24 protein-coding genes are annotated in these 23,979 nt (G+C 61.1%); 5 read left to right on the forward strand and 19 right to left on the reverse strand.

Annotated features, from left to right (window positions below; genetic code table 11):
- Nucleotides 1-68: 68 nt before the first annotated feature.
- Both lepA and ACN0SO_RS05290 read right to left on the reverse strand, forming a co-directional pair.
- Nucleotides 69-1,874, reverse strand: coding sequence for a translation elongation factor 4 (gene lepA, locus ACN0SO_RS05285; RefSeq protein ID WP_417675296.1), 1,806 nt, complete (start codon nucleotides 1,872-1,874; stop codon nucleotides 69-71).
- A 152-nt stretch (nucleotides 1,875-2,026) separates the two neighbouring features.
- Nucleotides 2,027-2,947 (reverse strand): LysR family transcriptional regulator, encoded by a 921-nt coding sequence (locus ACN0SO_RS05290; RefSeq protein ID WP_417675298.1) that lies wholly within the window; start codon nucleotides 2,945-2,947, stop codon nucleotides 2,027-2,029.
- 80 nt (nucleotides 2,948-3,027) lie between these two features.
- Here ACN0SO_RS05290 and ACN0SO_RS05295 point away from each other — a divergent pair, with 80 nt between their 5' ends.
- Nucleotides 3,028-3,546 (forward strand): GNAT family N-acetyltransferase, encoded by a 519-nt coding sequence (locus ACN0SO_RS05295; protein ID WP_417675300.1) that lies wholly within the window; start codon nucleotides 3,028-3,030, stop codon nucleotides 3,544-3,546.
- A gap of 44 nt (nucleotides 3,547-3,590) precedes the next feature.
- On the opposite strand, the gene ACN0SO_RS05300 is transcribed toward ACN0SO_RS05295, so the two are convergent.
- Complete coding sequence (locus ACN0SO_RS05300) at nucleotides 3,591-4,193, reverse strand: GNAT family N-acetyltransferase (RefSeq protein ID WP_417675302.1); 603 nt, start codon at nucleotides 4,191-4,193, stop codon at nucleotides 3,591-3,593.
- On the reverse strand, nucleotides 4,190-5,146 hold the full coding sequence (locus ACN0SO_RS05305) for a homocysteine S-methyltransferase family protein (RefSeq protein WP_417675304.1): 957 nt from the start codon (nucleotides 5,144-5,146) through the stop codon (nucleotides 4,190-4,192). Before ACN0SO_RS05305 ends, ACN0SO_RS05300 begins: the two co-directional genes overlap by 4 nt.
- 256 nt (nucleotides 5,147-5,402) lie before the next feature.
- On the opposite strand from ACN0SO_RS05305, the gene ACN0SO_RS05310 reads away from it, so the two are divergent.
- The gene (locus tag ACN0SO_RS05310; protein WP_417675306.1) at nucleotides 5,403-6,044 is read left to right on the forward strand and encodes a TetR/AcrR family transcriptional regulator; all 642 of its coding nucleotides are present in this window, start codon (nucleotides 5,403-5,405) and stop codon (nucleotides 6,042-6,044) included.
- Between the two features lie 10 nt (nucleotides 6,045-6,054).
- Here the strand turns inward: ACN0SO_RS05310 and mepA are convergent, their stop codons facing one another.
- The 3 genes from mepA to ACN0SO_RS05325 form a co-directional block, all read right to left on the reverse strand.
- Nucleotides 6,055-7,161 carry a penicillin-insensitive murein endopeptidase gene (gene mepA, locus ACN0SO_RS05315; RefSeq protein ID WP_417675308.1) on the reverse strand — a complete coding sequence of 369 codons (1,107 nt, stop codon included), beginning with the start codon at nucleotides 7,159-7,161 and terminating at the stop codon, nucleotides 6,055-6,057.
- A 54-nt stretch (nucleotides 7,162-7,215) separates the two neighbouring features.
- The gene (locus ACN0SO_RS05320) at nucleotides 7,216-8,295 is read right to left on the reverse strand and encodes a patatin-like phospholipase family protein (protein WP_417675310.1); all 1,080 of its coding nucleotides are present in this window, start codon (nucleotides 8,293-8,295) and stop codon (nucleotides 7,216-7,218) included.
- Between the two features lie 118 nt (nucleotides 8,296-8,413).
- A complete protein-coding gene (locus ACN0SO_RS05325; protein WP_417675312.1) occupies nucleotides 8,414-9,265 on the reverse strand; it encodes a class II glutamine amidotransferase in 852 nt (283 codons plus the stop codon).
- A 225-nt stretch (nucleotides 9,266-9,490) separates the two neighbouring features.
- Between ACN0SO_RS05325 and ACN0SO_RS05330 the strand changes: the two genes are divergently transcribed.
- Together ACN0SO_RS05330 and ACN0SO_RS05335 are read left to right on the forward strand one after the other, a co-directional pair.
- Nucleotides 9,491-10,537, forward strand: a complete 1,047-nt coding sequence (locus ACN0SO_RS05330) for a M42 family metallopeptidase (RefSeq protein ID WP_417675314.1) — start codon at nucleotides 9,491-9,493, stop codon at nucleotides 10,535-10,537.
- A gap of 352 nt (nucleotides 10,538-10,889) precedes the next feature.
- Nucleotides 10,890-11,447 carry a hypothetical protein gene (locus ACN0SO_RS05335; RefSeq protein WP_417675316.1) on the forward strand — a complete coding sequence of 186 codons (558 nt, stop codon included), beginning with the start codon at nucleotides 10,890-10,892 and terminating at the stop codon, nucleotides 11,445-11,447.
- Nucleotides 11,448-11,461: 14 nt separating this feature from the next.
- Here the strand turns inward: ACN0SO_RS05335 and ACN0SO_RS05340 are convergent, their stop codons facing one another.
- The 7 genes from ACN0SO_RS05340 to ACN0SO_RS05370 form a co-directional block, all read right to left on the reverse strand.
- Nucleotides 11,462-12,523, reverse strand: coding sequence for a Rieske 2Fe-2S domain-containing protein (locus ACN0SO_RS05340; RefSeq protein WP_417675318.1), 1,062 nt, complete (start codon nucleotides 12,521-12,523; stop codon nucleotides 11,462-11,464).
- A gap of 108 nt (nucleotides 12,524-12,631) precedes the next feature.
- A complete protein-coding gene (locus ACN0SO_RS05345) occupies nucleotides 12,632-13,219 on the reverse strand; it encodes a hypothetical protein (protein WP_417675320.1) in 588 nt (195 codons plus the stop codon).
- Nucleotides 13,220-13,323: 104 nt separating this feature from the next.
- Nucleotides 13,324-13,980, reverse strand: a complete 657-nt coding sequence (locus tag ACN0SO_RS05350; RefSeq protein ID WP_417675322.1) for an alpha/beta hydrolase — start codon at nucleotides 13,978-13,980, stop codon at nucleotides 13,324-13,326.
- 10 nt (nucleotides 13,981-13,990) lie between these two features.
- Nucleotides 13,991-14,809 (reverse strand): lytic murein transglycosylase, encoded by an 819-nt coding sequence (locus tag ACN0SO_RS05355; RefSeq protein ID WP_417675324.1) that lies wholly within the window; start codon nucleotides 14,807-14,809, stop codon nucleotides 13,991-13,993.
- Nucleotides 14,810-14,912: 103 nt separating this feature from the next.
- Entirely contained in the window at nucleotides 14,913-16,520 is a 1,608-nt protein-coding gene (locus ACN0SO_RS05360) for a B12-binding domain-containing radical SAM protein (RefSeq protein WP_417675326.1), read from the reverse strand.
- A gap of 151 nt (nucleotides 16,521-16,671) precedes the next feature.
- Nucleotides 16,672-16,872 (reverse strand): cold-shock protein, encoded by a 201-nt coding sequence (locus tag ACN0SO_RS05365; protein WP_417675328.1) that lies wholly within the window; start codon nucleotides 16,870-16,872, stop codon nucleotides 16,672-16,674.
- Between the two features lie 287 nt (nucleotides 16,873-17,159).
- The gene (locus ACN0SO_RS05370) at nucleotides 17,160-17,618 is read right to left on the reverse strand and encodes a YtoQ family protein (protein WP_417675330.1); all 459 of its coding nucleotides are present in this window, start codon (nucleotides 17,616-17,618) and stop codon (nucleotides 17,160-17,162) included.
- A gap of 197 nt (nucleotides 17,619-17,815) precedes the next feature.
- Between ACN0SO_RS05370 and ACN0SO_RS05375 the strand changes: the two genes are divergently transcribed.
- Nucleotides 17,816-18,451 (forward strand): peroxiredoxin, encoded by a 636-nt coding sequence (locus tag ACN0SO_RS05375; protein WP_417675332.1) that lies wholly within the window; start codon nucleotides 17,816-17,818, stop codon nucleotides 18,449-18,451.
- 61 nt (nucleotides 18,452-18,512) lie between these two features.
- Here the strand turns inward: ACN0SO_RS05375 and ACN0SO_RS05380 are convergent, their stop codons facing one another.
- The 5 genes from ACN0SO_RS05380 to ACN0SO_RS05400 all read right to left on the reverse strand — a co-directional run bounded on the left by ACN0SO_RS05380 (nucleotide 18,513) and on the right by ACN0SO_RS05400 (nucleotide 23,913).
- A complete protein-coding gene (locus tag ACN0SO_RS05380) occupies nucleotides 18,513-20,165 on the reverse strand; it encodes a methyl-accepting chemotaxis protein (protein ID WP_417675334.1) in 1,653 nt (550 codons plus the stop codon).
- A 50-nt stretch (nucleotides 20,166-20,215) separates the two neighbouring features.
- Nucleotides 20,216-20,830, reverse strand: coding sequence for a hypothetical protein (locus tag ACN0SO_RS05385; protein WP_417675336.1), 615 nt, complete (start codon nucleotides 20,828-20,830; stop codon nucleotides 20,216-20,218).
- Nucleotides 20,831-21,254: 424 nt separating this feature from the next.
- Nucleotides 21,255-22,112, reverse strand: a complete 858-nt coding sequence (locus ACN0SO_RS05390) for an SDR family oxidoreductase (protein WP_417675338.1) — start codon at nucleotides 22,110-22,112, stop codon at nucleotides 21,255-21,257.
- Nucleotides 22,113-22,123: 11 nt separating this feature from the next.
- On the reverse strand, nucleotides 22,124-22,963 hold the full coding sequence (locus ACN0SO_RS05395; RefSeq protein WP_417675340.1) for a TrmH family RNA methyltransferase: 840 nt from the start codon (nucleotides 22,961-22,963) through the stop codon (nucleotides 22,124-22,126).
- Nucleotides 22,960-23,913, reverse strand: coding sequence for a class I SAM-dependent methyltransferase (locus ACN0SO_RS05400; RefSeq protein ID WP_417675342.1), 954 nt, complete (start codon nucleotides 23,911-23,913; stop codon nucleotides 22,960-22,962). Before ACN0SO_RS05400 ends, ACN0SO_RS05395 begins: the two co-directional genes overlap by 4 nt.
- Nucleotides 23,914-23,979: the final 66 nt, after the last annotated feature.

A 23,979-nucleotide genomic window follows, 5' to 3' on the forward strand; every position in this document is an offset into this window, starting at 1 on the left:
CCCACCCGTTCGAAACCTGCCGATGATTCACCGGATCATCGGCTTGCCGCGAAGCGGCAACCGGTTTCTCACTCATCCATCTTGAGGGCCTGGATGAAGGCTTCCTGCGGGATTTCCACCTTGCCGAACTGGCGCATCTTCTTCTTGCCTGCCTTCTGCTTTTCCAGAAGCTTGCGTTTACGGGTGGCGTCGCCGCCGTAGCACTTGGCGGTCACGTCCTTGCGCAGGGCCGAGATGGTTTCGCGGGCGATCACACGGCCGCCGATGGCCGCCTGGATCGGGATCTTGAACATGTGCCGCGGGATCAGTTCCTTCAGCTTCTCGCACATGGCCCGGCCGCGCCGGTCCGCCTGGGAGCGGTGGACGAGCACGGAAAGCGCGTCGACCGGTTCTTCGTTGACCAGGATCGACATTCTCACGAGATCGCCGGCGCGATAGTCGGACAGCTGATAATCGAAGGAGGCATAGCCCTTGGAGATCGACTTCAGCCGGTCGTAGAAGTCGAACACGACCTCGTTGAGGGGCAGGTCGTAGGCGACCATGGCGCGCGAGCCCACATAGGACAGGTCCACCTGGATGCCGCGCCGTTCCTGGCAAAGTTTGAGGATGCCGCCGAGATACTCGTCCGGCGTCATGATCGTCGCCCGGATCCACGGTTCGCGGATTTCGGAGATCTTGACCAGATCCGGCATGTCCGCCGGATTGTGCAGCTCCACTTCCGATCCGTCGGTGAGCGTCATCTGATAGACCACCGAAGGCGCGGTGGCGATCAGGTCGAGGTCGAATTCGCGCGACAGGCGTTCCTGGATGATTTCCAGGTGAAGCAAGCCGAGAAAGCCGCAGCGGAAGCCGAAACCCAGCGCGGCGGAGGTCTCCATCTCGTAGGAGAAGCTGGCGTCGTTGAGCCGCAGCTTGCCCATGGCGGAGCGCAGATCCTCGAAGTCGTTGGCATCGACCGGGAACAGTCCGCAGAACACCACCGGCTGGGCCGGCTTGAAGCCCGGCAGGGCTTCCGCGCAGGGTTTCTTTTCCAGGGTGATGGTATCGCCGACGCGGGTATCGGCGACTTCCTTGATCGAGCCGGTAATCACACCGATCTCGCCGGCATGGAGTTCGTCGACCTGCAGGAACTTGGGCGTCATCACGCCGACACGGTCGACGTCATAGGCAGCCCCCGTGCCCATCATCTTGATCTTCTGGCCCTTTTTCAGCGAGCCGTCGATAACGCGCACCAGCACCATCACGCCGAGATAGGTGTCGTACCAACTGTCGACCAGCATCGCCTTCAAGGTGGCGTCCGGATCGCCCTGCGGCGCCGGCAGCTTGTTGACGATCGCTTCCAGTACTGTGTCCACGCCAAGCCCGGTCTTCGCCGAAATCATGCAGGCCTCGGACGCGTCGATGCCGATCACGTCCTCGATCTGCTCCTTGATCCGGTCCGGTTCGGCCGCGGGCAGGTCGATCTTGTTGAGGACGGTGACGATCTCGTGGTCGTTGTCGATCGCCTGGTAGACGTTGGCAAGCGTCTGCGCCTCCACGCCCTGGCTGGCGTCCACCACCAGCAACGAGCCTTCACAGGCCGCGAGCGAACGGGAGACCTCATAGGCGAAGTCGACGTGGCCCGGGGTGTCGATCAGGTTCAGCGTATACTGCTTGCCGTCCTTGGCGTTGTAGATCAGCCGGACGGTTTGGGCCTTGATCGTGATGCCGCGTTCGCGCTCGATATCCATCGAATCGAGCACCTGTTCGGTCATTTCGCGGTCGGTCATCGTGCCGGTCATCTGGATCAGGCGGTCGGCGAGCGTCGACTTGCCGTGGTCGATGTGGGCAACGATCGAGAAATTGCGGATGTTGGAAAGCGTCTGGGTCGTCATGGCGCTCGTTTATCACCGAGTAAGCGGATCGCAAAGGGATTTGGTGGGCCTGTGGCCCCGGTATCAGCGGGTTTTTCGCGTTTAATAGCAAATGGCCGGGTCGCCGGATCTGAAAACGCCGTTTCTGTGGCCCGCAACGGGCAGATGTCGGTTCATTCCAGGTCTTGCAACGTATCCTTCAGCACCCGGCCGAGCTTCCTGCCCTCTACGGCAATTTCCTTGGCAAACTCCATCAGGTGCACCTGCTCCATCGCCTCCGTGTTGCGGACGGTCAGGGCAATGTCCCGGAACAGCGGTTCCTCGTCCTTTGGCTCTATTTCCACAAGGCGTCCGTCCCTGAGGGCATCCGCAACGGAGGAACGGACAAAGAAACCGACGCCCTCTCCGGCTTCCACCAGACTGCGCCCCGGATCGGTGGGCAGTTCCACCCGCACCGGTGCGGACAGCGCGATAGAGATGGCCGCCGGCGGAGCGATCTGCCACCAGTTCAGGTTCAGGTAGCGCGGCGCCTTTTCCAGGATTTCGGCCACCGACGGCGAGGGACCGAAGGCCTTTGCCAGCTCCGGAGACGCCACCAGCGGCACATCCTCGCGGATTACAAGAAGCGGTTCGACGCTGGTCAGAAGCGGATCGAGATTGGGCCAGCACATGACGGCCAGTTCCACCTCCCGTTCGTGCAGCATGGCGGCGATCTGGTTGTGCCGGCCGTCGCGGATGACCACGTCGATCTCCCGGTTGTTGCGCTGGAAGCGGAGCAGGGCGTTGCTGACCAGCGGCATGATCATGGTTGCCAGCGAGGCGACCGCAAGCCGGCCCCGTTCCGCGCGCCTCAGGGTCTCGCGGGCCTCTTGCAAAAGGCCGAGAACGCGCCGGCAATAGGGCAGGAAACCGATTCCCTGGTCGGTCAGGTGCACATGCCGGCCGCGCACGAAAAGCTGTGCGCCGACCTCCGTTTCCAATGCGCGGATCCGCATGGAAATGGTTGCCTGGGTCACGTTCAAACGTGCGGCCGCCTTGGTGAAACTGCCGTCCCGGGCGACCCGGTCGAAGGCCTTAAGCTGATTGATATCCATTAGATATTCTTATCGATACAATAATTTCTTTTTCGTTTTTCTAGTTTAGAGTAAGGATATCTAATCTCAAAGAGCTTCTCATGCACATAAGACCCGCAACACACGCCGACCTCCCGGCGCTGCTTGATATTCACAACGACGCGGTCCGGACGCTGAAGGCGATCTGGACAGACAAGCTGGACACCCTGGAAGACAGGCGCGCCTGGTTCGATGCGCGCCAGGCAGCCGGTCTTCCGATCATTGTCGCGGAAACGGAAGACGGCACGGTCGCCGGCTACGGCTCCTACGGCCCGTTCCGGGCGAAGGAAGGCTATCGTCTGACCATGGAACATTCGATCTATGTGGCGCCGGAGGCACGCGGCAAGGGCATCGGCAAGACCTTGCTGGCCCGGCTGATCGAGCAGGCCAGGGCGGACGGCAATCACGTGCTTGTCGGCGCGGTCGATGGGGAAAATGCCGCTTCCGTTGCCCTGCACCAGAAGTGCGGTTTCGAAATCACAGGCCGTCTGCCGCAGGTGGGGATGAAGTTCGGCCAGTGGCTGGATCTGCTCCTGATGACCCTTGTGCTCGACGATCGGCCTGTGCCACCGAAGAATTGAGGTCGGCGGGCGGGGCAGAATGGAAGCCCCGCCGCCTTTCGTTTTTACACCGGCACTTGACCAAGATCCTTGACCAGCAGGGCGGCCTCGCCTTCCTCGTATTTCAGGAGCGGGCAGGGCACGATGGCCTGGCGGTCCGTTTCCCGGTAGCCGAGCGCCTCGTAGAGGCTCATGGCAGCCTTGTTTTCGGCAAAGCAGATCAGGCTGATGACAACGTGCCCGAGCTTCCGTGCCTGTACCTCGGCCAGCTTCATCAGGTCGCGGCCGATGCCGGAGCGTCGGTGCCGTTCGTGGACCGCCAGCCCGGCGATATAGAAACTGCCCGGATGTTCGAGTTCCGAATAGGGGCGCAGAACCGGATCGGTGTCCGGTTCTCCGGGACCGTCGGCCATGGAGTAGCCGTGTATCATTCCGGCAATCTCACCGCCCGCATCCGCCAGCAGGCAGTTGCCGTAGCCGAAATCCACCCCTTTCCGGGCATAGCGCTGTTCGCCGACGGACAGGATATCGGACGCCTCCGGATCGATCTTCCGCCAGATATATTCCGCCAAGCCATCGGATGACATGAGAAACAGCCGGGCGATGTCGCGGGCATCGGCAGCCGTTCCGCGCCTGTAGGTGACGGGCCTTTCCAGAAGATCGCTCATGCGGCAGCCCCCTGGCAGCAGGTGTGGCTGATCGCCGAGATGTGGCGATGGTCGGTCCCGCAGCAACCGCCAACGACCCGCACCCAGGGCATGGCATCCAGGATTGTGCGGTAGCGCGCGGCAAGATCCTGCGGATCGCCGATGTCCAGTTCCTCGCAGGCGTCCAGCTCCGCGTGGCTTAGCGTGGAGGCATTCGCCCGGATGCCGCCGATGCGTTTGACCCAGTCCCCGCCTGCTTCCAGCACTTGCGCGAAATGGGTGGGGTGCGCGCAGTTGATCATGTAATAGGCCGGGCCGTTTCCGGTGGCCGCGTCGACCGCCTGGATGGCGTCGCCAAGCGGCATGCCGGAGGGGAGGTGCCCGTCCGTTTCCACGGTGAACGAGATCACCGGAGGAATGCAGGTCTCAATGGCTGCGAGCGCGATGCCGGTCGCTTCCTCCACATTGGTCATGGTCAGGCCCGTCACCATGTCGGCGCCGGCGTCGGCAAAGACCTCGACCTGCCGGGCATGATAGCGGCGGGCTTCGTCGACGCTCATCAGTTTATCGACCACGTAGCCGTCGCCGCGCGGGCCGATGCAGCCGCTGATAAGAAACGGACTTTCCGCCGTTTTGTATTCGTCGGCGAGTTCCCGCAGCATCTCGATGGCTTCCCGGTTTGCGGCATCGAGCGCGACATCGCTGTAGCCGAGCTCTGCCGCCCAGTCCGGATTGGCGCGCCACGTCGCGCTTTCCAGGAGAAAGCCGGACCGGCTCCGAACGGCCAGGTCCGCATAGGGGCGGAAATAGTCCTTCAGTTTTTCCCGCCCGGCGCTGTTGCGCAGCAGGGTAAAGGCGGCAAACAGGGGGAGGTCCTCGCCGTCCAGGAAGACAAGGCTGGTTTCCAGGCCGCCATCGGTCAGGAACAGTCGCTCTGATTGATGCGGCAGGACTTGCGAAGTTTCGGGTGTCATGGGGGTCATTCTGGCTCATCCGTTCGGTTCGGTTGGGGAACGGCAGGTCCCGTTCCGGTGGCCGTGACTGTCGCCGAGCACTGCATCACAATCTAGAAGGCTTGCGGTCAAGTGCCTTTCGAGATTCTGATTTCATAATAATATCAATCGCCTATAGAAGTAGTCGCGATTTTTGACACCTATGGTCGCAGTCCGTCTGTCGAAATAACTGTACCGGCGGTACAGTATTGCCGGGATGAGGATTTGAGAGGCGTTCATGAACAAGGCACCGAACACCCGGCAGCGGCTTGTGGAGGCGGCTAAGGTTTCCGTTCTTGAAAAGGGTTTCGGGGCGACGTCCATCGACGAGCTGATCGCCGAAGTGAACATCACCAAGAGCGGCTTCTTCTACCACTTCAAGGACAAGGGAGAACTGGCCCGGGCGCTCCTGGAGGATTACATCGAGGAAGAGGAAAAGCTGCTCGATGATATCTTCGACCGGGGCAGGGATCTGGCCGACGATCCCCTGCAGGCCTTTCTGATCAGCCTGAAGCTGCTTGCGCGAACGGTTGAGGATCTGCCTGAGGGCCATCCCGGCTGCCTGATTGCGACCTATTGCTATCAGGAACGGCTGTTCGACCACACGGTGCGCGAACTGAACCGCAATGCCGTACTCGGCTGGCGCGCCCGCTTCCGCGCGATCTTTGAGGATATTTCGGCCCGCTATCCGCCCCGGGAGGAGATTGATCTGGACGTTCTGGCGGATATGGTCTCGACCATTCTGGAGGGGGGCATCGTCATGTCCAAGGCCCTTGGTACGCCGAGGATCCTGCCGCAGCAGGTGCTGCTCTTCCGCAACATGATGCGCGCCATGTTCCTTCCCGACGCACAACTGTCGCGGGCGCCTGCGGCCGGATAGGGTCAGAAACCTAGTTGGCCGTCAGGACGTCCTCACAGGCGCTGGGCAACGCCGCCAGGGCGAGAGGTCTCTTCTTCACGACCTTCTTGTTCGGATCCTTCGGCTTCTTGGGCACCCAGGGCTCGTCGGACAGCCACCAGGTGAGTTCCTTGCCGCAGCCGTCTCCGGGCGGCGGCGGGTTCTGGTCCTTGCAGCTGCGGTTGCCGGCAGGACAGTTCATGCGGACATGGAAGTGATAGTGGTGTCCCCACCAGGGGCGTACCGTGCGCAGCCAGGACCGGTCAGGACCTTTTTCATAGTCGCACAGGGCCTTCTTGATCGCCGGGTTGACGAAGATCCGCGCAACCCGTTTGTCGCTGGCCGCCCGCTTGATCAGGCGCGCGCGCGTGTCGGTCCATTTCTTCGGATCCACGGTCCGGTCGGCGCCCTTGACGTCAAGAGGACCCTTGAGCATCGAGACGGCGGAGATATCCTCGCGCTCCTGCCGCGACAGGCGGCGGTCCGGCATTTCGGTCAGCCAGATATCGGCGTCGAGGCCGATCTGATGGCTGGCGTGTCCCGAGGTCATCGGTCCGCCGCGCGGCTGCGCGATGTCGCCGACCAGCAATCCGCGCCAGCCGAGCTTGGGCGCGTCGTTCGCCAGGTCTTCCATGAATTCGATCAGATCCGGGTGTCCCCAGTTCCGGTTTCGTGACAGACGCATCACCTGCCACGCGGCGCCGTCGATCGGTAGTGGTTCCGCGCCGGCCAGGCAGCCCTTGGCATAAGAGCCGATCGAACGCGCTTTCAGATGCGCCGGCCCTTTCATGGCGCCGAAGTAGAATTTGGCCGGCTGATCGCCGCGCAGCACCAGCTGGCCGGAACGGTCATAAGGCGTTGCCTTGCCTTCTTCGGAAAGAGCCGCCTTCGGCCTCGGCACGGGAACGGCGGCCATCTGCAGAAGAGCGTTCGCTTCGGGTTTGGGAGCGGGTGGCGGCGGAGACGAGACAGCACCGGCGGGTGTTCCGGCGAAAGCGGACAGGCACAGAAGGCCGAACCCGGCGCCGGCGGACGCGCGACGACGTCGCGTCGATATGGCCGCACATAGCCTGATGTTTGGCGATCTGAAAATCGTCATGTCCAGCTTGCTCCGCGTGATTCGGCCGGGAAACGCAATCTCCCTAAGCTTCACTCACGCCGCGTTTACAATTTCTTTATCATCCGCCACCGGCGGCGCCTTTGCGTCGATCAGCATCTCGGCCAGTTCGTCCAGCAGGATGGTCCGGTCGCGAATGATCCGGTCTGCCGTGCCGTTGAGGGTGATCATGTTGCCGGGCCGGGCGTTGCCCATGTCCTCCGCGTCCGCCGGCAGTACGCCGTCCAGACGGATGAACCGGGTCTTGCCCATTTCTCCGAACAGCCACTCGGCCTGATAGGACGTGGTTGCGGACTGGCCATGGGTGGCGATCGCCTGAAGCGGCGCGCCCTTGGCAGCGGAGAACCAGCCGGGCGCGCCCCAGGCGGAAGCTTCCGCGTAAGGGAAGGCGTGCTCCGGCGCATGGCCGGTGCCCAGGGAAAGGATCACGATATCCTCCGCGTCCCAGCCGAGCTTGCGTGCCTCGATATAGGCGGCGATGGAAGGATCGTTCAGGAACACGCCGCCGTCGATCAGCGCCTCTTCTCGTTTGCTCGTCAGGTTTTCCACCCGCGCCGGTTCGAAGAAGCAGGGCACGGCCGTGGCGGCGCGTACCGCTTGCCAGATGTAATAATCATCCGGGGCCGCACCGTTGTGTTGCGGGGTGTTGGACATGAAGACCGGCTTGCGGTTTTCAATGTCATAGGCCGTCAGGACGAGGTGGGTCATGGCGCTTGCGATCGACGTCCAGCCGAAGCGTTCCTTCAACAGCCGCTCCAGCGGCCGAGCATCCAGCTTCTCGTCGTAGAAGGTAAAGGGGTTGGCGATGAACCGGGCCAGGCGATAGCGCATGCTCGGCGTGAAGATGTCGCGCGCTTCCGTTTCGAACAGGGTCCGCAGATCGGCGATGGTGGCCACGGCCTCGCCCTTGCGCCCGCCCGATTTCGGGGCCGACAGTCCGGCCGCGATCAATCCGCCGGTCGAGGTGCCGCACATCAGGTCGAAACAGGCATGCATGGGAAGAATAACGCCTCTGTGCGCCATCCGGCTTTCGATGGATTCCAGGATACGCAGGGGGATCAGGCCGCGGATGCCGCCGCCGTCGATGGAAAGTATGAAATGCTTCTTGCGGGCCAATTTCGTTCCCCCTTCAACTGTTAAAACAAATCGGGTGTTCTTCGTGGCCGGGAAGGTCCCTCTGCCGGAATGTCATCAGCTTTGCGCCCAATTGCGACAAGGGCATGGCAATCTGCGGTTACGCGGGGCCTGCGGCAGCACGCTCCTGAACCGGAACCGCGGCAGCCCCGGGAGCTGGGTCTGCAAGCGCCCCGTCGGCCAGAAGCGGCAGCTCGATTGTTCCTTCTGCGCTGATTTCAAGCAGCATGTTTTCCAGCAAGGGCTTCCAGCGGGCGCACTGGCCTTCCAGCGGTTCGGAGGCAACGGCCCGCCCGCCGTGATCCAGGTTATCGGACCGGTAAAGGGACGGAGCCTGACCGTCATTGGAATAGCGGAAGGCGAAGATGCGCGTCCCTTCGGAAAAGACGCAGGTGAGCCGCACCGGCTTTTCCGTCGCCCGGTGCCGGTCCACCAGTTCCAGCACCTGGGCGATCGATATTCGAAGCGCCTGCAAGGGATCGGTCTCAAGGCCGTTGGTCAGGAGCAGGTGGAAGAACAGTTCCGAATCCGTGGTCCCGCGCCGGGCGCCGTAGTAGGGATCGGGGATCAGGAGTTCCATGTCCCGACGGATCAGCGGAAAGTCGCCGATGCCGCCGTTGTGCATGAACGACCAGGACCCGTAGGTGAAGGGATGACAATTGTCCCGCGAGGTCGCGCCCGTCGTGGCGGCGCGGACATGGGCCAGGAACAGGGGCGACCGCACCAGCCGGCAGATGCTGCGCAGGTTCGTGTCCGCCCAGGCCGGCAGGACGTCCTTGAACAGGCCGGGCTCCGGCAGATGACCGTACCAGGCGATCCCGAAACCGTCACCGTTCACGCGCAGCTTCGCCTCCTGCGCATCGAGACTTTGCACAAGCAGGGAATGCCTGGGCCTGGCGATGATGTTCTCAAGAGGAATTTCAGTTCCGAGATAAGCGGCGAGCCGGCACATGTTCCATGACCCTATGCGTGCCTTCCGGGGCACCTCGCTCTCATACGCGCATGGCGGGTTTCCGGGAAGGGAATTGGCGGCATTGTCACGCCGAATTGGTTTAAATTATGCCAAAGCCGTTCGTCCAATTCGTTCCTTCTTTTCCATCCACAAGGGATGGGTTGGCCCGGTCTCCGGGACCGATTAAGATCCGAGCCAAATTCCACCCAACCGACAGGACCTTTTATGAATATCGATCTTCTGCGCCGCCTGTGCGAAACCCCAGGCGTTCCCGGCCATGAACACAGGATCCGCGATCTGATCCTGTCCGAGGTCAAGGGGCTGTTCGACGAGGTCACGGTCGATCCCATGGGCTCGCTCCTGTGCCGACGGGACGCGCGCAAGGCGCCGAAAAAGGGCGAGCAGCCGAAGAAGGTCATGCTTTTGTGCCATATGGACGAGATCGGCTTTCTGGTCTCCCATATCACCGACAAGGGCTTCGTCCACGTCCAGCCGGTCGGCGGCTTCGATGCGCGCAACCTGTTCTCCCGCCGGGTGCTGGTGTCCACCGACGATGGCGATCTGAAGGGCGTGATGAACCCGGGCGGCAAGCCGATCCACATCTCTTCGCCGGAAGAGCGCAAGAAGGTGCCGGAGCCCCATGACTTCGTCGTCGATCTGGGCCTTGGCGAAAAAACGAAGGACAAGGTCCGCATCGGCGACATGGTGACCATGGACGAGCCGCTGATCGAGATCGGCGATAAGATCGTGTCCAAGGCCCTCGACAACCGCATTGCCTGCTGGCTCGGCATCGAGGCGATCCGCGCGCTGGGCAAGGCCAAGCATGCCTGCGAGATCCATGTCGCCTTCACCTGTCAGGAAGAAGTCGGCCTGCGCGGCGCGCGCACCGCAAGCTTCGCGGTCAAGCCGGATATCGGCCTTGGCATCGACACGACGCTCGCCTGCGACACGCCTGGCGTGCCGGAGCAGGACCGCACCACGGTCCAGGGCGAAGGCTTCGGCTTGCACGTGAAGGATTCGAGCTTCATTGCCGACCGGGACCTGGTCAGGGAAATCGAGGCGATCGCCGAGAAGGAAAAGATCCCGTTCCAGCGCACCATGCTGCGCGCCGGCGGTCAGGATGGGGCGGCCGCCCAACAGGCCGCGGCCGGCGCCAAGGCGGTCGGCATCGTGGTCGGCACCCGCTACATCCACACGGTCACCGAAATGATCCACCGCGACGACCTGAAAGCCGCCCGCGACATCATCGCGGCCTATCTGAAGGTGGCGTAACTTTCACCGGCCGCAGCCTATGGATGCAATTGGCATGGCCCTTGCTATTTCTGACAGTACAGAAACGCAGGGACATCATCCGATGAGTATTGCAGGAGCTGGGGCTGCCTCCTCCGCTGTCTGGTATGGCGTTGGAAACACTAAGGTTGCAGGGGGGGAAGACCCAACTGCGGGCGGTTCGGCGGGGAGGCCGGGGACGGCGGCAGGAAATGCCGACGAGACGGTCGCTCCGGCAAATCCTGCCCGGCCGCCGGCCTTGAACGCCAGCACGGATACCTTTCTTGTGCTTCAGGGAGAGGGGGCACCACTCTCTTCCGGTTCGGCTAAGCCTGCGCCGCGTGCCGAGCCTGTCGTGAAACAGGTTGGCGGTGTGGACGTGACCGTCTCCGGTCACAGCGTCGACAACCGCGAAGGCGTTTCCCTGCTGCGAACCGTGCCGGGCAAGCTGTCCTATACGCCGGAAATCCTTGCCCAGATCTTGAGCGATGAGGAAGGGGCGCCGCGCCTGCGCATGCAGGAGACGGAAAGTACACCGGTCATTCCGGTGCCGGACGGCAGTTCGCTCTACATGCCCGTCACCGTATGGCAGCAGGAAGGCGAATGGAACCACGGCAACCCGCTGAAGATTCCGATTGATCTTGGCGAGGCCTATTTCCGGCAGGATGTCGAAAGCTTCATGAAACTGGTCGATACCGAGCGGCAGCTCAAGGAGGACTATGGAGACGACGTCAAGCTGGCCTACAGCCATAATGACGGCGGCTACATCATGCTCACGCCGGACGACTTGCATTACGACGACATACCGTCGACCGAAGACGGGGTCGGTGCGATTCTCGAGGATGTGCGACGCGGGTTCCGGGACGCCGAAGGCGTTCGGGATGTGCTCGCCAAATACGGCTACAACGTTTAGAGGCGAACGCCTGCTCAGCTCATCCAGCGCAGGGTCTTCGCCTTCACCGGATTGTCGAACTCCCGCTTCTCTTCCTGGGAACTGGTCCATTCTTCCTTGAGCTGCATCCACCAGCGGCCTTGTGTGTCCGCGTCGTTGATCAGCATGAGCTTGGGATTGTATTCCAGTCCCTCGCGCTGCTGGATGACGACCCGCCGGTCCTGGCCGAGGAAGACGTTCATCAGGTGGCGCACAAGCGGTTTCAAGGGCTTGACCCAGCCCATGGTGGTCCAGAACATCTGCCGCACTTCGGTTTCGTCTTCCGTTACCGGCGTGATGGTGGTCAGGCCGACCACGGAATGCTTGTCGCCTTTGATGTGCTCGATCCTGAGCCCCGGCAGCCGGTAGCTGATTTCGGTCGTGACATTGTCGCCGAGCAGTTTCCGATAGGCGATGTTCTGCGGCGGAATTTTGTGGCGCACCATGGCCCAGCCGAGATCGGACGGCTCGAACTGCTTTTCCTTCGGCCGAAGCTTCGTGCCCTCCTTCTTGAACCACCAGGAGGTATGGACGAAGGCCGCGTGGGTCGGGTCCATCAGGCCGAGGGCGGCATGGTCGACCGAACAGATGAACGGCTGCATGATGGCGACGCTGGGTGCGTCATGGACGCCGAAGTCCGGCAGCATGGGTGGCGCCGGCTGGCGGCCGTCTTCCGGCTTCTCGCCGTTTTCGGAGAAGTAGATCCAGATCAGTCCCTGCTGTTCGACGATCGAATAGGCGCCGCAGGTGATCTTGGAAAAATCGATGGTCTGGTATTCGTGCGTGGAGGGAATGTCGACGCAGATGCCGTCCGTGTCGAACTTCCAGCCGTGATAGCAGCACTGCACGTGTTCGCCGTCGAACCAGCCGTGGCGGAGCGGGATGCCCCGGTGCGGACAGATGTCGCGCAGAGCGAAGACCTTGCCGTCGGCGGCCCGTCCGAGAAGGACCGGTTCCCCCATCAGCTTCTTGCCGATCATCTTGCCCGGCTTGATCTCCGATCCGGGGCAGGCGACGTACCACAGGCCACGCAGAAGTTCTGCCTTCAGATTGTTCACGGAAACACGTCTCCTAGCTCGTTCCTATCAAACTGGAACCCGGAACGGATGTACAGGAGCCGAATAGGGGGCTCAAGGGGTAGGAATGCGTAGGAGCGGTTGAGAAGCTCAGGCGAGGCCCTGGAGCAGGTTGCCGATCTGGTCGCCGGTGCCGGCATAGAGCGAGCTGACCGAGGCATTCTGGTAGCTGGCGGCGACATTGCCGAAGTCGGCGTCGATGTTGGTTGCGTTCGCCGAGCGGACCGAGAGACCGGTGGCACTGTCGTAGGACTGGCGCTCAAAGGAAACGTACTGTGCCGAAAGCGTGTTGCCGTCGATTTCCGCCTCGATGGTCGTTGTGGTTATGGTTGCGCTCTCATAGGCGATGGATGACGTTTTTCCGCTGCCGTCATCGTGACCAAGGGCGGTTTTGATCTTACCGGCCGTTTCCCTGTATTCGTCGGCGGTGGCAAGTGCGGTCTTGTTGGCATCCTCTTCCGTTTCGCCCTTGCCCTTTTCGACCGCGGCCTGAAGGGCTGCGATCACGACCGCATCTTCTTCCGCTTTCTTGGAAGCGGATTCCAGAAGGCTGACGGAAGGGGCTTTGCCGGTGTCTTTTCCGGACGGGTCCAGGGGCGATTTCGAGCCGCCGCCTGAGGAGAAGGAGGCACTCAGGATGCTTGTGCTTTGCGTCGTTGTCTCGATGGAAAGCTGCAATGGCTTGATCCTGGCCGCAAGTGCAAAGGCGCACGGCCTTCTGCCGACGCTACAGACATTAACAATGCGGTTAGCCGGGTTAACAGGACGTAAACGCCGGTCTTTCAAGGACCGGAAAACGCGGCTTTCAGAAACCGGCCGCCTAAAACCATGCAGCGCTCATCGATGGAGTGGCCGAGCCCATCCAGCAAATGGCTTTCGACCTCGACGCCCCGGTCGATCAATGCATCCCGCGAGACCGGCAGATGGTAGGGTGGGACGACATCGTCTTCGCTGCCGTGGACCAGCAGCACCGGACTTGTCGTTTGTATGTCGTCCAGCCGGTCGGGACCGGCAAGCAGACCGGAGTAGGCCAGAATGGCCGCCGGCGGGGTTTTCCGGCGTAGCCCCGTGTGCAAGGCCATCATCGCGCCCTGGCTGAAGCCGACGAGCGCGAGTTCGGAGGCATCGACCTGCCAGCGGTCGAGTTCCGCATCCAAAAATGCGTCCAGCACCGGGCGCGCGGCGTCTACGCCCAGGCGGTATTCGCGCATGTCCCGCTCGGTCAGGGCAAACCACTGCCGCCCGCCGAGCGCCTCGAAGGGCAACGGTTCGGGCGCATCCGGAGCAACGAAAGCCGCGTCCGGCAGAACCTCCGCCCAGGCCCGGCCTATATCGATCAGGTCCGCGCCGTCGGCACCGTAGCCGTGCAGGAAGACGACGAGCCGGGTGGCTTTTCCGCCGGAGGCAGGCGAAAGACGCGGTCCGTCGAGGGTTGGCATCGGAATGAAACTATCCCTGTTCGGCGATTTTCGACGCCATGACGCCAATGGTTTTTTGGTAGACGGTCGCCTTGTTCCACTGTTTCAGGACATTGTAATTGGCTGTGCCCGGGCCCCATCCCTGGCCCCTGCGCCAACCATGGGCTTTCAGATAATTTGCGGTCGAGGCCAGAGCGTCCGGGGATGAGCGGATCAGGTCCCTCCGGCCGTTGCCGTCGAAATCGACGGCGTATTTAATATAGTTGGAGGCGAGAAACTGGGTCTGGCCGATCTCGCCGGCCCATGCGCCGCGCATTTCTTCCGGACGCATGTCGCCGCGCTGGACGATCTGGATCGCGGCGACCAGTTCCTCGGTGAAGAACCGGGAGCGGCGACAGTCATAGGCGAGCGTCGCCAGCGACCGCAGCACCGACATGTTGCCGCTGAAGCCGCCGTAGTTCGTTTCCAGGCCCCAGATCGACAGAAGGACGGGGGCCGGCACGCCGTAGCGTTTTTCGATTCTCCGGAAGATGCCGGCGTAGCGCTGCTGTAACTGCCTGCCGCGGTTGATCATCGCGTTGTTCACGCGCTTCCGGTAAAACTGCTCGAAGGACAGCTTGAAGGAACGCTGCGACCGGTCCAGCTTGATGACCTTGCTGTTATAGGAAACGCCGCTCAGAGCCCGTTCCACGGCGCTCGGTTTCAGTCCGTATCGAGGCGCCTCGGCCTTGAATTGGGCAAGCCACGCGGGAAACCCGGAGGCCCCGTTGCCGCATCCGGCCGACAGGGCGGGTGCCGCGCTGAGAAAGACGGCCGCAAGGCCCGCTGCAAGAACGCGTTTCAAGTTCATCCGCAATCCTCCGTCCCGTCGGCGACTCTCATGCCGAAGCACACAGAGATTAACAGAATCGGACGTAGAGGAAACCGCAAGAGTGCAGGGATCCGATTCCGGCCTATTCGGCTGCCACAAGTTCCGGGGTCGTCCAGGATCCGGATTCGATCTCTTCGATCTGCCGGTCGATCTGCTCGACGACGAACAACGAGAACGGGCCGAGATGGACGTAGAGCGCCATCATTTCCAGAACCGGTTTGATCGCCCGGAAATTGGTCAGCGCGGTGCCGATCAGGGTCCGCCAGAATGGCCAGCGATAGCTCTTGTTGGTGAAGGTCATGGACCAGATCAGCCGGCCGAAGAGTTTCAGGTCATGGGAGAAGCCGGCGCTGACGATCGATCCGTTGGCACCGTCGAGCTTGAGCATGCGCGCGACGTTTCGGACCCGGCCGAAATAGGCTTCCGGCGCATAGACACGGGCGATGATTTCCCGGAAATCGCGCAGGATCTCCTGCCGCGGACGCTTGGTCTGGAAGTTCAGACCGGCCGTGCACTGGTCTCCGTGGGCCGTTTCCGGATCGTCCATGCCGAAGTCGGCATGCAGCCGGCCCTCCCTGGCCAGCCTCCGGGTCAGCTGGGTGGTGGGAAGCGCGTAAAGCAGCCCGGTCATGGCGACGGGAATGGCGGCTTCCTCGATCAGATTGGAAATTTCGTCCGCGACCCGGTCGTTTTCCTCATCGAAACCGACAATGAAGCCGGCCAGGACCCAGATGCCGGCGTCGTAGATCCGGTGCACGCTCTTGGCAATGTCCCGCCGGGTGTTCTGCTTCTTGCGGGTCGCGACGAGCACGTCCGGGTCCGGGCTTTCGATGCCGATGAATACGGAAAAGAAGCTCGCCTCCTGCATCAGGCGCAGAAGTTCGGGGTCGTCGGCAAGATTGAGGGACGCCTCGGTGGAGAATTCGAACGGATAGTTGCGCTCTTTCTGCCACTTGATCAGATGGGGCAGGAACGCCTTCACCGCCTTCTTGTTGCCGATCAGGTTGTCGTCGACGAAATCGACGTGACCCCGATAGCCGAGGGCGTAGAGCCGGTCCAGTTCGGCCAGCATCTGGTCTGCGTTCTTGGTGCGGGGCTTTCGTCCGTAAAGCTCGATGATGTCGCAGAATTCGCAGGTGAACGGGCAGCCCCGGGAAAACTGGACGCTGACCTGGACATAGTTTTCGAAGTTCAGCAGGTCGAACCGCGGGGCGGGGGTTGCCGTGACATCGGCCTTGAATTTTTCAGCTGTGAAGGTGCCCGAGCGTGTACCGTTTTCCCAGGCGCTCAGGAATTCGCCGATCACGCCCTCGGCCTCGCCGATGATGCGGAAATCGGCCTCTTCATAAAGTTCGGGGCTGGTCGTCGGGTCCGGCCCGCCGACGGCGACGGGAATGCCCTTGGCGCGGCAGGTACGGACGATCTGAAGTGTGTCTGCCTGTTGCGGCAGCATGCCGCCGGTCAGGACGATATCCGCCCACTCCAGATCGGCGTCTTCAAGTTCCGCCGTATTGCGGTCGATGAGGCGGGCTTCCCAGGTCTCCGGCAGCATGGCCGCAACGGTGATAAGCCCCAGCGGAGGAGCCGGATATTTCGCGCCGACCAGTTCGCAGGTCTTGCCGTAGTTCCAGAAGGATCCAGCCATGAAGCGCGGATGGATCAGGAGGGCCCGGCATGTTGGTTCGGTCATGCGTGTCTTTCATCCCGCGCTGCTTCGGCGGCACCAGTGCCGACCGTTCGCCACACTCTATTGTATTTTACGGGGAACGAAAGGGAGGCTCTCCCGTAAAAAATAAAAAAGGGCGGAAAACCGCCCCTTTAATTCGATCTGTTCGATCCGCTTACAGGACCTTCAGATCCTCGGCCATCGCCTTGCCGCGGCGCCACTCAAGATCGAAGACCACAAGCTGGCCTTCTTGAAGCGTTTCAATGCCGGACCGGCGCAATGCCGAAATGTCGACGAGAATGTCCTCGCCGTCCTGGGGTTCGATTGAGCCGATTCCCCGGCCGTTGTCGAACCATTTTACGTTGCCGTGCAACATGACTGTGTACTTTCCAAATTTATATCTTCGTCGTCTAAATCGAGGCGTCTTACCTCGTTAACACAACGTCTTCATGACAGTTTTGTTTGAAGGTATGGGAGGCCCGTAAAGAAGAGCGTCCAAAACAATTGCTTGCCTGATCTGCAGACTACCGTAAAGATAGTTAATGAATTGTCAGGCAAGGAACGGCAGCACGAGCTCATAACTGAAATGCCCTGCGCTGCACCTTGTAGTCTCAAATGGGGTCCCGCACCGGAAATTCAAGGGGTGCGGGAAATTTCAATTTCTTAGCGATCCAGTTCGCCCTTGATCACATAACGCAGCACGCTCACCACCTGTTCCGACGTTTCGGTGACCGCGAGGGCCGCCCCGTCGACTTCCTTGAGCGGGTGCGTCAGGGACGGGTCGTGCATCACGATCAGGGATTTGCCGAGCGCGGCCGCATAGCCCGCGTCGAAGGCGGCGTTCCACTGCTTGTACTTGTCGCCGAACCGGACAACGACGATATCCGACTTCTCGATCAGCGTCCGGGTCCGGATCGCATTCACCTTGGCGCCCTTGTTGTCGTACCAGAACTTGTTGTCCTCATGGCCGAGGATGAAAGCCCCGCAATCGTCGCTGGCGTCGTGATCCGTGACCGGTGAGGAAAACGTGACCGGCAGACCTAGTTTTTCCGCGCCTTCGATGATCCGTTCGCGCCAGTCCGTATGGATTTCTCCGGACAGATATACCGACCATGTCGTCATCGGAAGCTCCCTGAATTTCCAAGTCGTTGCTGCCGCGCCGGCAGATGCGTCGGCAAGCTCGCGCAAGTGACGGGCCTCTGTCAACCGCAGGGAATGCGGGTCGAGCAATAAGCACTTTCAACGGGGGGCGCATATGCTAGGTATGGGCCGAACTCCCCATCCTTGGGGGGATGTTTGTCCGAACGGAGGAAGTGATAATGCCCGCATTGCTGATTGGCGACGAAGCGCCGGATTTTGAAGTCGAGACCACCGATGGTCCGATCCGCTTTCATGAGGTGATCGACGGCTCCTGGGCCGTTCTGTTTTCCCATCCGAAGGATTTTACCCCGGTGTGTACCACCGAACTCGGCATGACCGCCAAGCTGAAGGATGAGTTCGCGGCGCGCGGCGTGAAGGTTTTCGGTGTGTCCGTGGACCCGATCGAGGATCACCGCGCCTGGATCGGCGACATCAAGGACACCCAGGGCGTCGCGCTGAACTTTCCGCTGATCGCCGATCCGGACCGGAAGGTCGCGACCGCCTACGGCATGATCCATCCGAACGCCAACGACACGCTGACCGTCCGTTCCCTGTTCGTCATCGGACCGGACAAGAAGATCAAGCTGAAGATCGAGTATCCGGCCTCGACCGGCCGGAATTTCGATGAAGTCATTCGGGTGATCGATTCCCTGCAGCTCACCGCGAAGCATCAGGTGGCAACGCCGGCGAACTGGAAGTCCGGCGAGGACGTGATCATCGTCCCGGCTGTCAGCGACGAGGAAGCCAAGGAAAAGTTCCCGGGCGGCTGGAAAACCCTGAAGCCGTATCTCCGGATCGTGCCCGCGCCGAAATAAGGCCGAACAAAAAAACGCCCGCAGCTCGATGCGGGCGTTTTATTTTGCTTTTTCCGTCAGGTCACGCGGCCCGGACCTGTTTCAGGAAATCGTGCATGGCGTCACGCAGCCTTGTCGACCGTCCCTGGAGCTGTTGGACCGCTTCCCGCATTTCGCCGCTCAGCCCGCCGGTCTCGGTCGCTGAGGAACTGACCTGGGAAATGGACCTGGAAACGCTTTGGGTTCCGTCCGCGGCCTCCGTCACGCTGCTTGCGATTTCGCTGGTCGCGACGTTCTGCTGCTCGGCCGCCTGAGCCATGCTTGCCGCTTTTTCCGCGATCGAGCGAACCATTTCGGCGACGCTTTCTGTTGCGGAAATCGAATCGTCGGCGGCTCCGCGCATCTCGGAGATCTGGCGGTCGATTTCTTCCGTGGCCTTCGACGTCTGTTCGGCCAGTGCTTTCACCTCGGAGGCAACGACCGCGAAGCCCTTGCCGGCGTCGCCCGCGCGGGCGGCCTCGATTGTGGCGTTCAGGGCCAGCAGGTTGGTCTGCTCGGCGATGTCGGTGATCAGGCTGGTGACGTCGCCGATCTTGGCGACCACCTGCTGCAGGGTCGCGACCGCCTGGTTGGAGCGTTCGACTTCCGCCGATGCATCGTCGGCGAGCCGGGACGACGAGCGGACCTGCTCGTAGATCTCCCGGATCGACGCGGAGAGTTCCTCGGTCGCGCCCGCAACGGTGTTGACGTTGCTGGTTGCCTGCTCGGCGGCGGCCGACACGGACAGTGCCTGTTCGGTGGTTCCGTTCGCGATTTCCGACAGCGTTCCGGCCCGGGAGTTGAGACCTTCCAGCGCGGAGATCATCTCTTCGCTGATGGATAGAACGGTGCTCTCGAACTCGCTTGCGACCCGTTCCATCTCGGCGCGCTTTTCGACTTCCGCGTTTTCACGCTGCCGGGCCGCGTCTTCTTCCAGATCCTTGTTCTTGATCAGGTTCATGCGGAAGATGCCGAGGGCGGAACCCATGGTGCCGATTTCGTCCTTGCGGTCCCCGAAATCGATCTGCTGATCCGTATCGCCCTTGGCGAGCGCATGCACGATCTCGCTGAGCTTGGCCAGCGGGCGGGAAACCAGGGTATGATTGAGTAAGCCGATGAGGACGGCGAAGACGGCCATCAGCAGAGCGCTGCCGATGGCGAACAACTGGACCTGCAGCAATTGGGAATCCTGGTCGGCCAGCATTTCCTGCCGTTTGCCGTCCAGTTCGGAAAGCAGGGCGCTGTTCGCGTTCTCGATGGCGTCCAGAAGGTTTTGCCGATCCTTGGTCAACTCGAGTGCACGGGCCATGTCGACCGTGCTCGGATCGCGCATGAAATCGATCTGTTTGTCGATGAAATTCGTTCGCCACGCTTTCCAGGCCTCATCGATGGCGGCCAGCTTTTGCTGCATCGATGCGGGAGCCTGAGTGTCGAAGTCGGATTTCATCTTGCCGTACAGCGTATCGATTTGCGCAGTGAAGCCTTCGGCCTGGGTCAACAGGGCGCGGTCCCCGGTTGTCAGGAAGGTCTTGTAGGCCAATGCCTGATTAAGAATGAGCATCTCCAGCTTCATGGCGTCGTTGGTGGCATGGCCGATGCTCGTGGTCACCTTAACGGAATTCGCGACCGAAGCCGACTTGTAGTAGGAGAAGCCGCCGGCAATGGTACCGATCAGCGCCAGGCAGAAAAATGCCACTGCACTTTTCTTGGATACGGATAAATTCGCAAACATCGGATCCCTCGCGGTTAGCTGCCGAAACCGGCGCGGCGCTGAAGTTCGGTAAGATTGACTTCGACCGTTGCTGCGCCGATGGCCTTATCGGTCTCGGGATCCGCAATGGTCATGTTGACCTGTGCCCGCCAGATCTTGCGGTCCTCGTCCCATTCGGGTTCGTCGATAAACACCGCATCCTTGGCAACCGGGAAGGTTTTCTGAAACTTGGCTTCGTCGCCCTGCCAGTAATCGCTGGTGATCGAGCTCTGGCCGACATTGAGGCCATTCGCGTCCATGACGAAGATCTCGGTGTAAAGTCCCAGGTTCTGCGCCTGCACCCGGAGGAGATAAACGGACAACGGTGCGGTCAGGGTTGCCGAGATCAGCGGTTTGTCTTCGGCTTCGCGCTCCGCGCGCCATTGCTGATCCAACTCATCGATCTGTGCTTGAGACAGGGAGCCCCGTACATCGTTCTGGGTATTGATCGAAAGGCCGACGATCGGATTGGCCAGCCAGTCCCTGACCTTGGAAATGACGTCCTGCGTTACCAGGGCATTCGTGTCGGGCGGTGTTGGCTCTGCGGAATATGCGGCCGTAAATGTGAGGGGGATCAGGCACAGCCCCATCAACCATTTTTTCGAAATCATCGTTGTCTCCTTCCGAATGAAGGATACGATCCCAGTAAAGAATTAATAATGGATCAATAAAAATGAAGGGCATACTTAAAATCAGCGTATTTAGTTGCAGTGCAAAATGAGAATGACATAAGGGAAAGTCATTATAGGTCGTAAAAAATACGGAATAATACTAGGTCTATCTTCGCGAGTTTGGCAACCGATAGGTGTATCTTCGCAGGATGTTTAGAGGAATTTCGGTCTTGGCTAAAATAATTGTAATATTTCTGAGAATTCGAAATCCGTATTTCTATAAAATTTGAATATATTCATCTAATAAATATGTTTTGGCTATTCAGTGTGCAAATTTAACGCATCTGAAGACATTGTTTTCCGGAAAAGATGCAGTCTGGGCGAAAGAAAAGAGACCGCTCCGCGGATTGTATTTCGATGCTTGTCAAAAAGACGCCCGGAGCGCCTGTAACGCGGTTCGGTAGTTCGGATGCAGGAATGTATAGTCGAGCTCCTGCTTGACCCTTCTATTCGAGACCCGTTTGTTTTCCCCGTAGAAGGACCGGGCCATGGGAGAAAGATCCGCGCTTTCGAAAGGAATCTCGGGCGGCGGCTCGACGCCGAGCAGCTCGGCGGCATAGGCGACGACTTCCTGGGGTGGGGCGGGTTCGTCGTCGGTCACATTGAAGATGCGCGTCGACGGTTGCGCCATGGCCGCTTCCAGGACACCGGCGATATCGTCAACGTGGATCCGGTTGAAGACCTGTCCGGGCTTGACCAGGCGGCGCGCCGTGCCTTTCCGGAAATTTTCGAACGCATTGCGCCCCGGCCCGTAAATCCCGGAGAGACGGAAGATCTGCACCGGCAGTGCGTTTTCATCGGCAAAGGCCAGCCAGCCGTTTTCGGCCGTAACCCTCTGCACCGACCGTTTGGAGACCGGTTTGCAGGGCGTCTCCTCGTCGACCCATGCGCCGTCGTGGTTTCCATAGACACCGACGGTCGACAGATAGCCGATCCAGTCGGGGCGGGCAGTGGCAATTTCGTCCGCATGGGTGTTGAGAACCGGATCGCCGCTCTCATTCGGGCCAATCGACACCAGCACATGGCTCGCCCGGGCGAGTGCATCGCCAATCCCGTCTCCAGGCGTGGTACCGTCGAACACGAAGGCGTGGATCCCTTGTTCCTCAAGCGCGGCTGCCTTTTCGGCCGAGCGCGTTGTGCCGCCGATCCAGTCGAACCGGCCTTTGACCCGTTCGATGAAGGCTTTTGAGGAATAACCGATGCCGAAAACGAAAAGCCGCATGTGATTTCTCTTCAAAGCTCCAGATGCTTTCGACGGATTTCGTAAAGCGAAATGCCGGTGGCGACGGCCAGGTTGAGGCTGTCCGCCTCGCCGACCTGCGGGATCCGGATCAGGGTCGAGCAAGCCGCGGCCATGTCGTCTTCAAGGCCTTGCTGTTCATTGCCCATCAAAAGCAAAACGGGCTCCGTATACTCCGGTGTGCGGTAATCGACGGAGCCTTTCAGGTGGGTGCCGACGACGTCCCCCGGCCATTTCCCGGCAAGCGCCTTGAACTGGTCCTTGGTGAGCCTGGCAAGCGGGACATGGAAGAGCGATCCCATGGTCGCGCGAACCGCCTCGACCGCGAACGGGTCGGTGCAATCGCCGACCAGCATCACGCCCGAGGCGCCGACCGCGTCGGCGGTGCGGAGGATGGTGCCGAGATTTCCCGGATCGCGCACCCGGTCGAGCGCCACCCAGACGGTTGCCTTGGCGGGGTCGATCTGCTCGGCGGTGAGCAACTGCTGCTCATAGACGCCGACCACCGTTTGCGGATTGTCCTTGCGGGTCATGGCGGCCAGAACCGCCGTGCTGACCTCCAGGATCAGAGCGCCGCGCGCCTTGGCATTGGCGGCTGCCTTCTGCGCAACCGCATTGTCCCGGGCTTCCGGCCCAAGGGCGAGGTAGCGCACGCCCCAGCCCGCGGCCATAGCGTCGGTTGCCAGCTTCAGCCCTTCGGCAACGAACAGCCCGGACTGGGTCCGATGCTTGCGCTGCGCGACCAGACCCTTGATTTCCTTGACGATCGGATTGGAATGGCTGGTGACCTGCTTTACCGCCCCGGCCCTCTGTGGCTTTTCGTTCTGGCTCATCGGCTGCTCCATCTGGAAAACAGCGACGTGGACAGGGCTCGCTTTCCGTCCTCTTCGCGAATGACCAGTTCGCCGGATTCCAGCTGGCCGCCCTGCTTTTCCAGGGTTTCGGCCATCAGCTCGTGAATGGCGAGGAAACTGGACCTGATCGCATAGGCGGTCAGGATCATGAACAGCGCGTCTTTGGCCAGAAGCTGGCGCAGGTTGTCGAGCATTTCCGGCAGGCTTGTGTAGATATCCCAGACTTCGCCCTTCGGGCCGCGGCCGTATTTCGGCGGATCGAGAATGATACCGTCATAGGTGTTGCCGCGCCGGACCTCGCGGGCAACGAATTTCGACGCGTCCTCGCAGATCCAGCGGATCGGCAGGTCTTCCAGACCGGAAAGCGCCTGGTTCTCCCGGGCATAGCCGATCGCCTTCTTGGAGGCATCGACATGGGTCACCTGCGCCCCTTCCGTGGCCGGCAGCAGCGAGGCGAGCCCGGTGTAGCCGAACAGGTTGAGGATCTTCAAAGGTCGGTCCGGATTTTTCGTCCGTTCCGCGCGGATCTTGCCGTTCACCCAGTCCCAGTGCGCGGCCTGTTCCGGAAAAACGCCCACATGGCGGAACGACATGAACCGGCCGATATATTTCACCGGACCGTAGGCCATCTCCCAGGTCTCGGGAACGTTGCCGGAGAATTTCCAGCGGCCCGGGCCTTCTTCCTCCGTGTCGCCGGAAAAGACGGCATTCGCCCTTTCCCATGCGGCAGGTTTCAGACTCCGTCTGCCCATCGCCTGGGGTTCGGGCCGGACAATGGAGAACCGGCCGTATCTCTCCAGCTTCTGTCCCTCGCCCATGTCGAGCAGGCAATAGTCCTTCCATCCCCGGGTCTCAAGGATGACCGGCCAGTTCTGAACAGGCGCCTGTCCGTAAGGGGCGAAGTCGGATTTTGTCGGAGTGTCCGGCAAGGTTGTCTCTCAAAGGTTTGACGGGTCGGATTGAACAGGCATTATTCCGGCAGGACGCCGGGGTCA

Origin of the sequence: Roseibium sp. (assembly GCF_048260565.1) — a bacterium.
In the GTDB taxonomy this organism is placed as follows: Bacteria; Pseudomonadota; Alphaproteobacteria; order Rhizobiales; family Stappiaceae; genus Roseibium.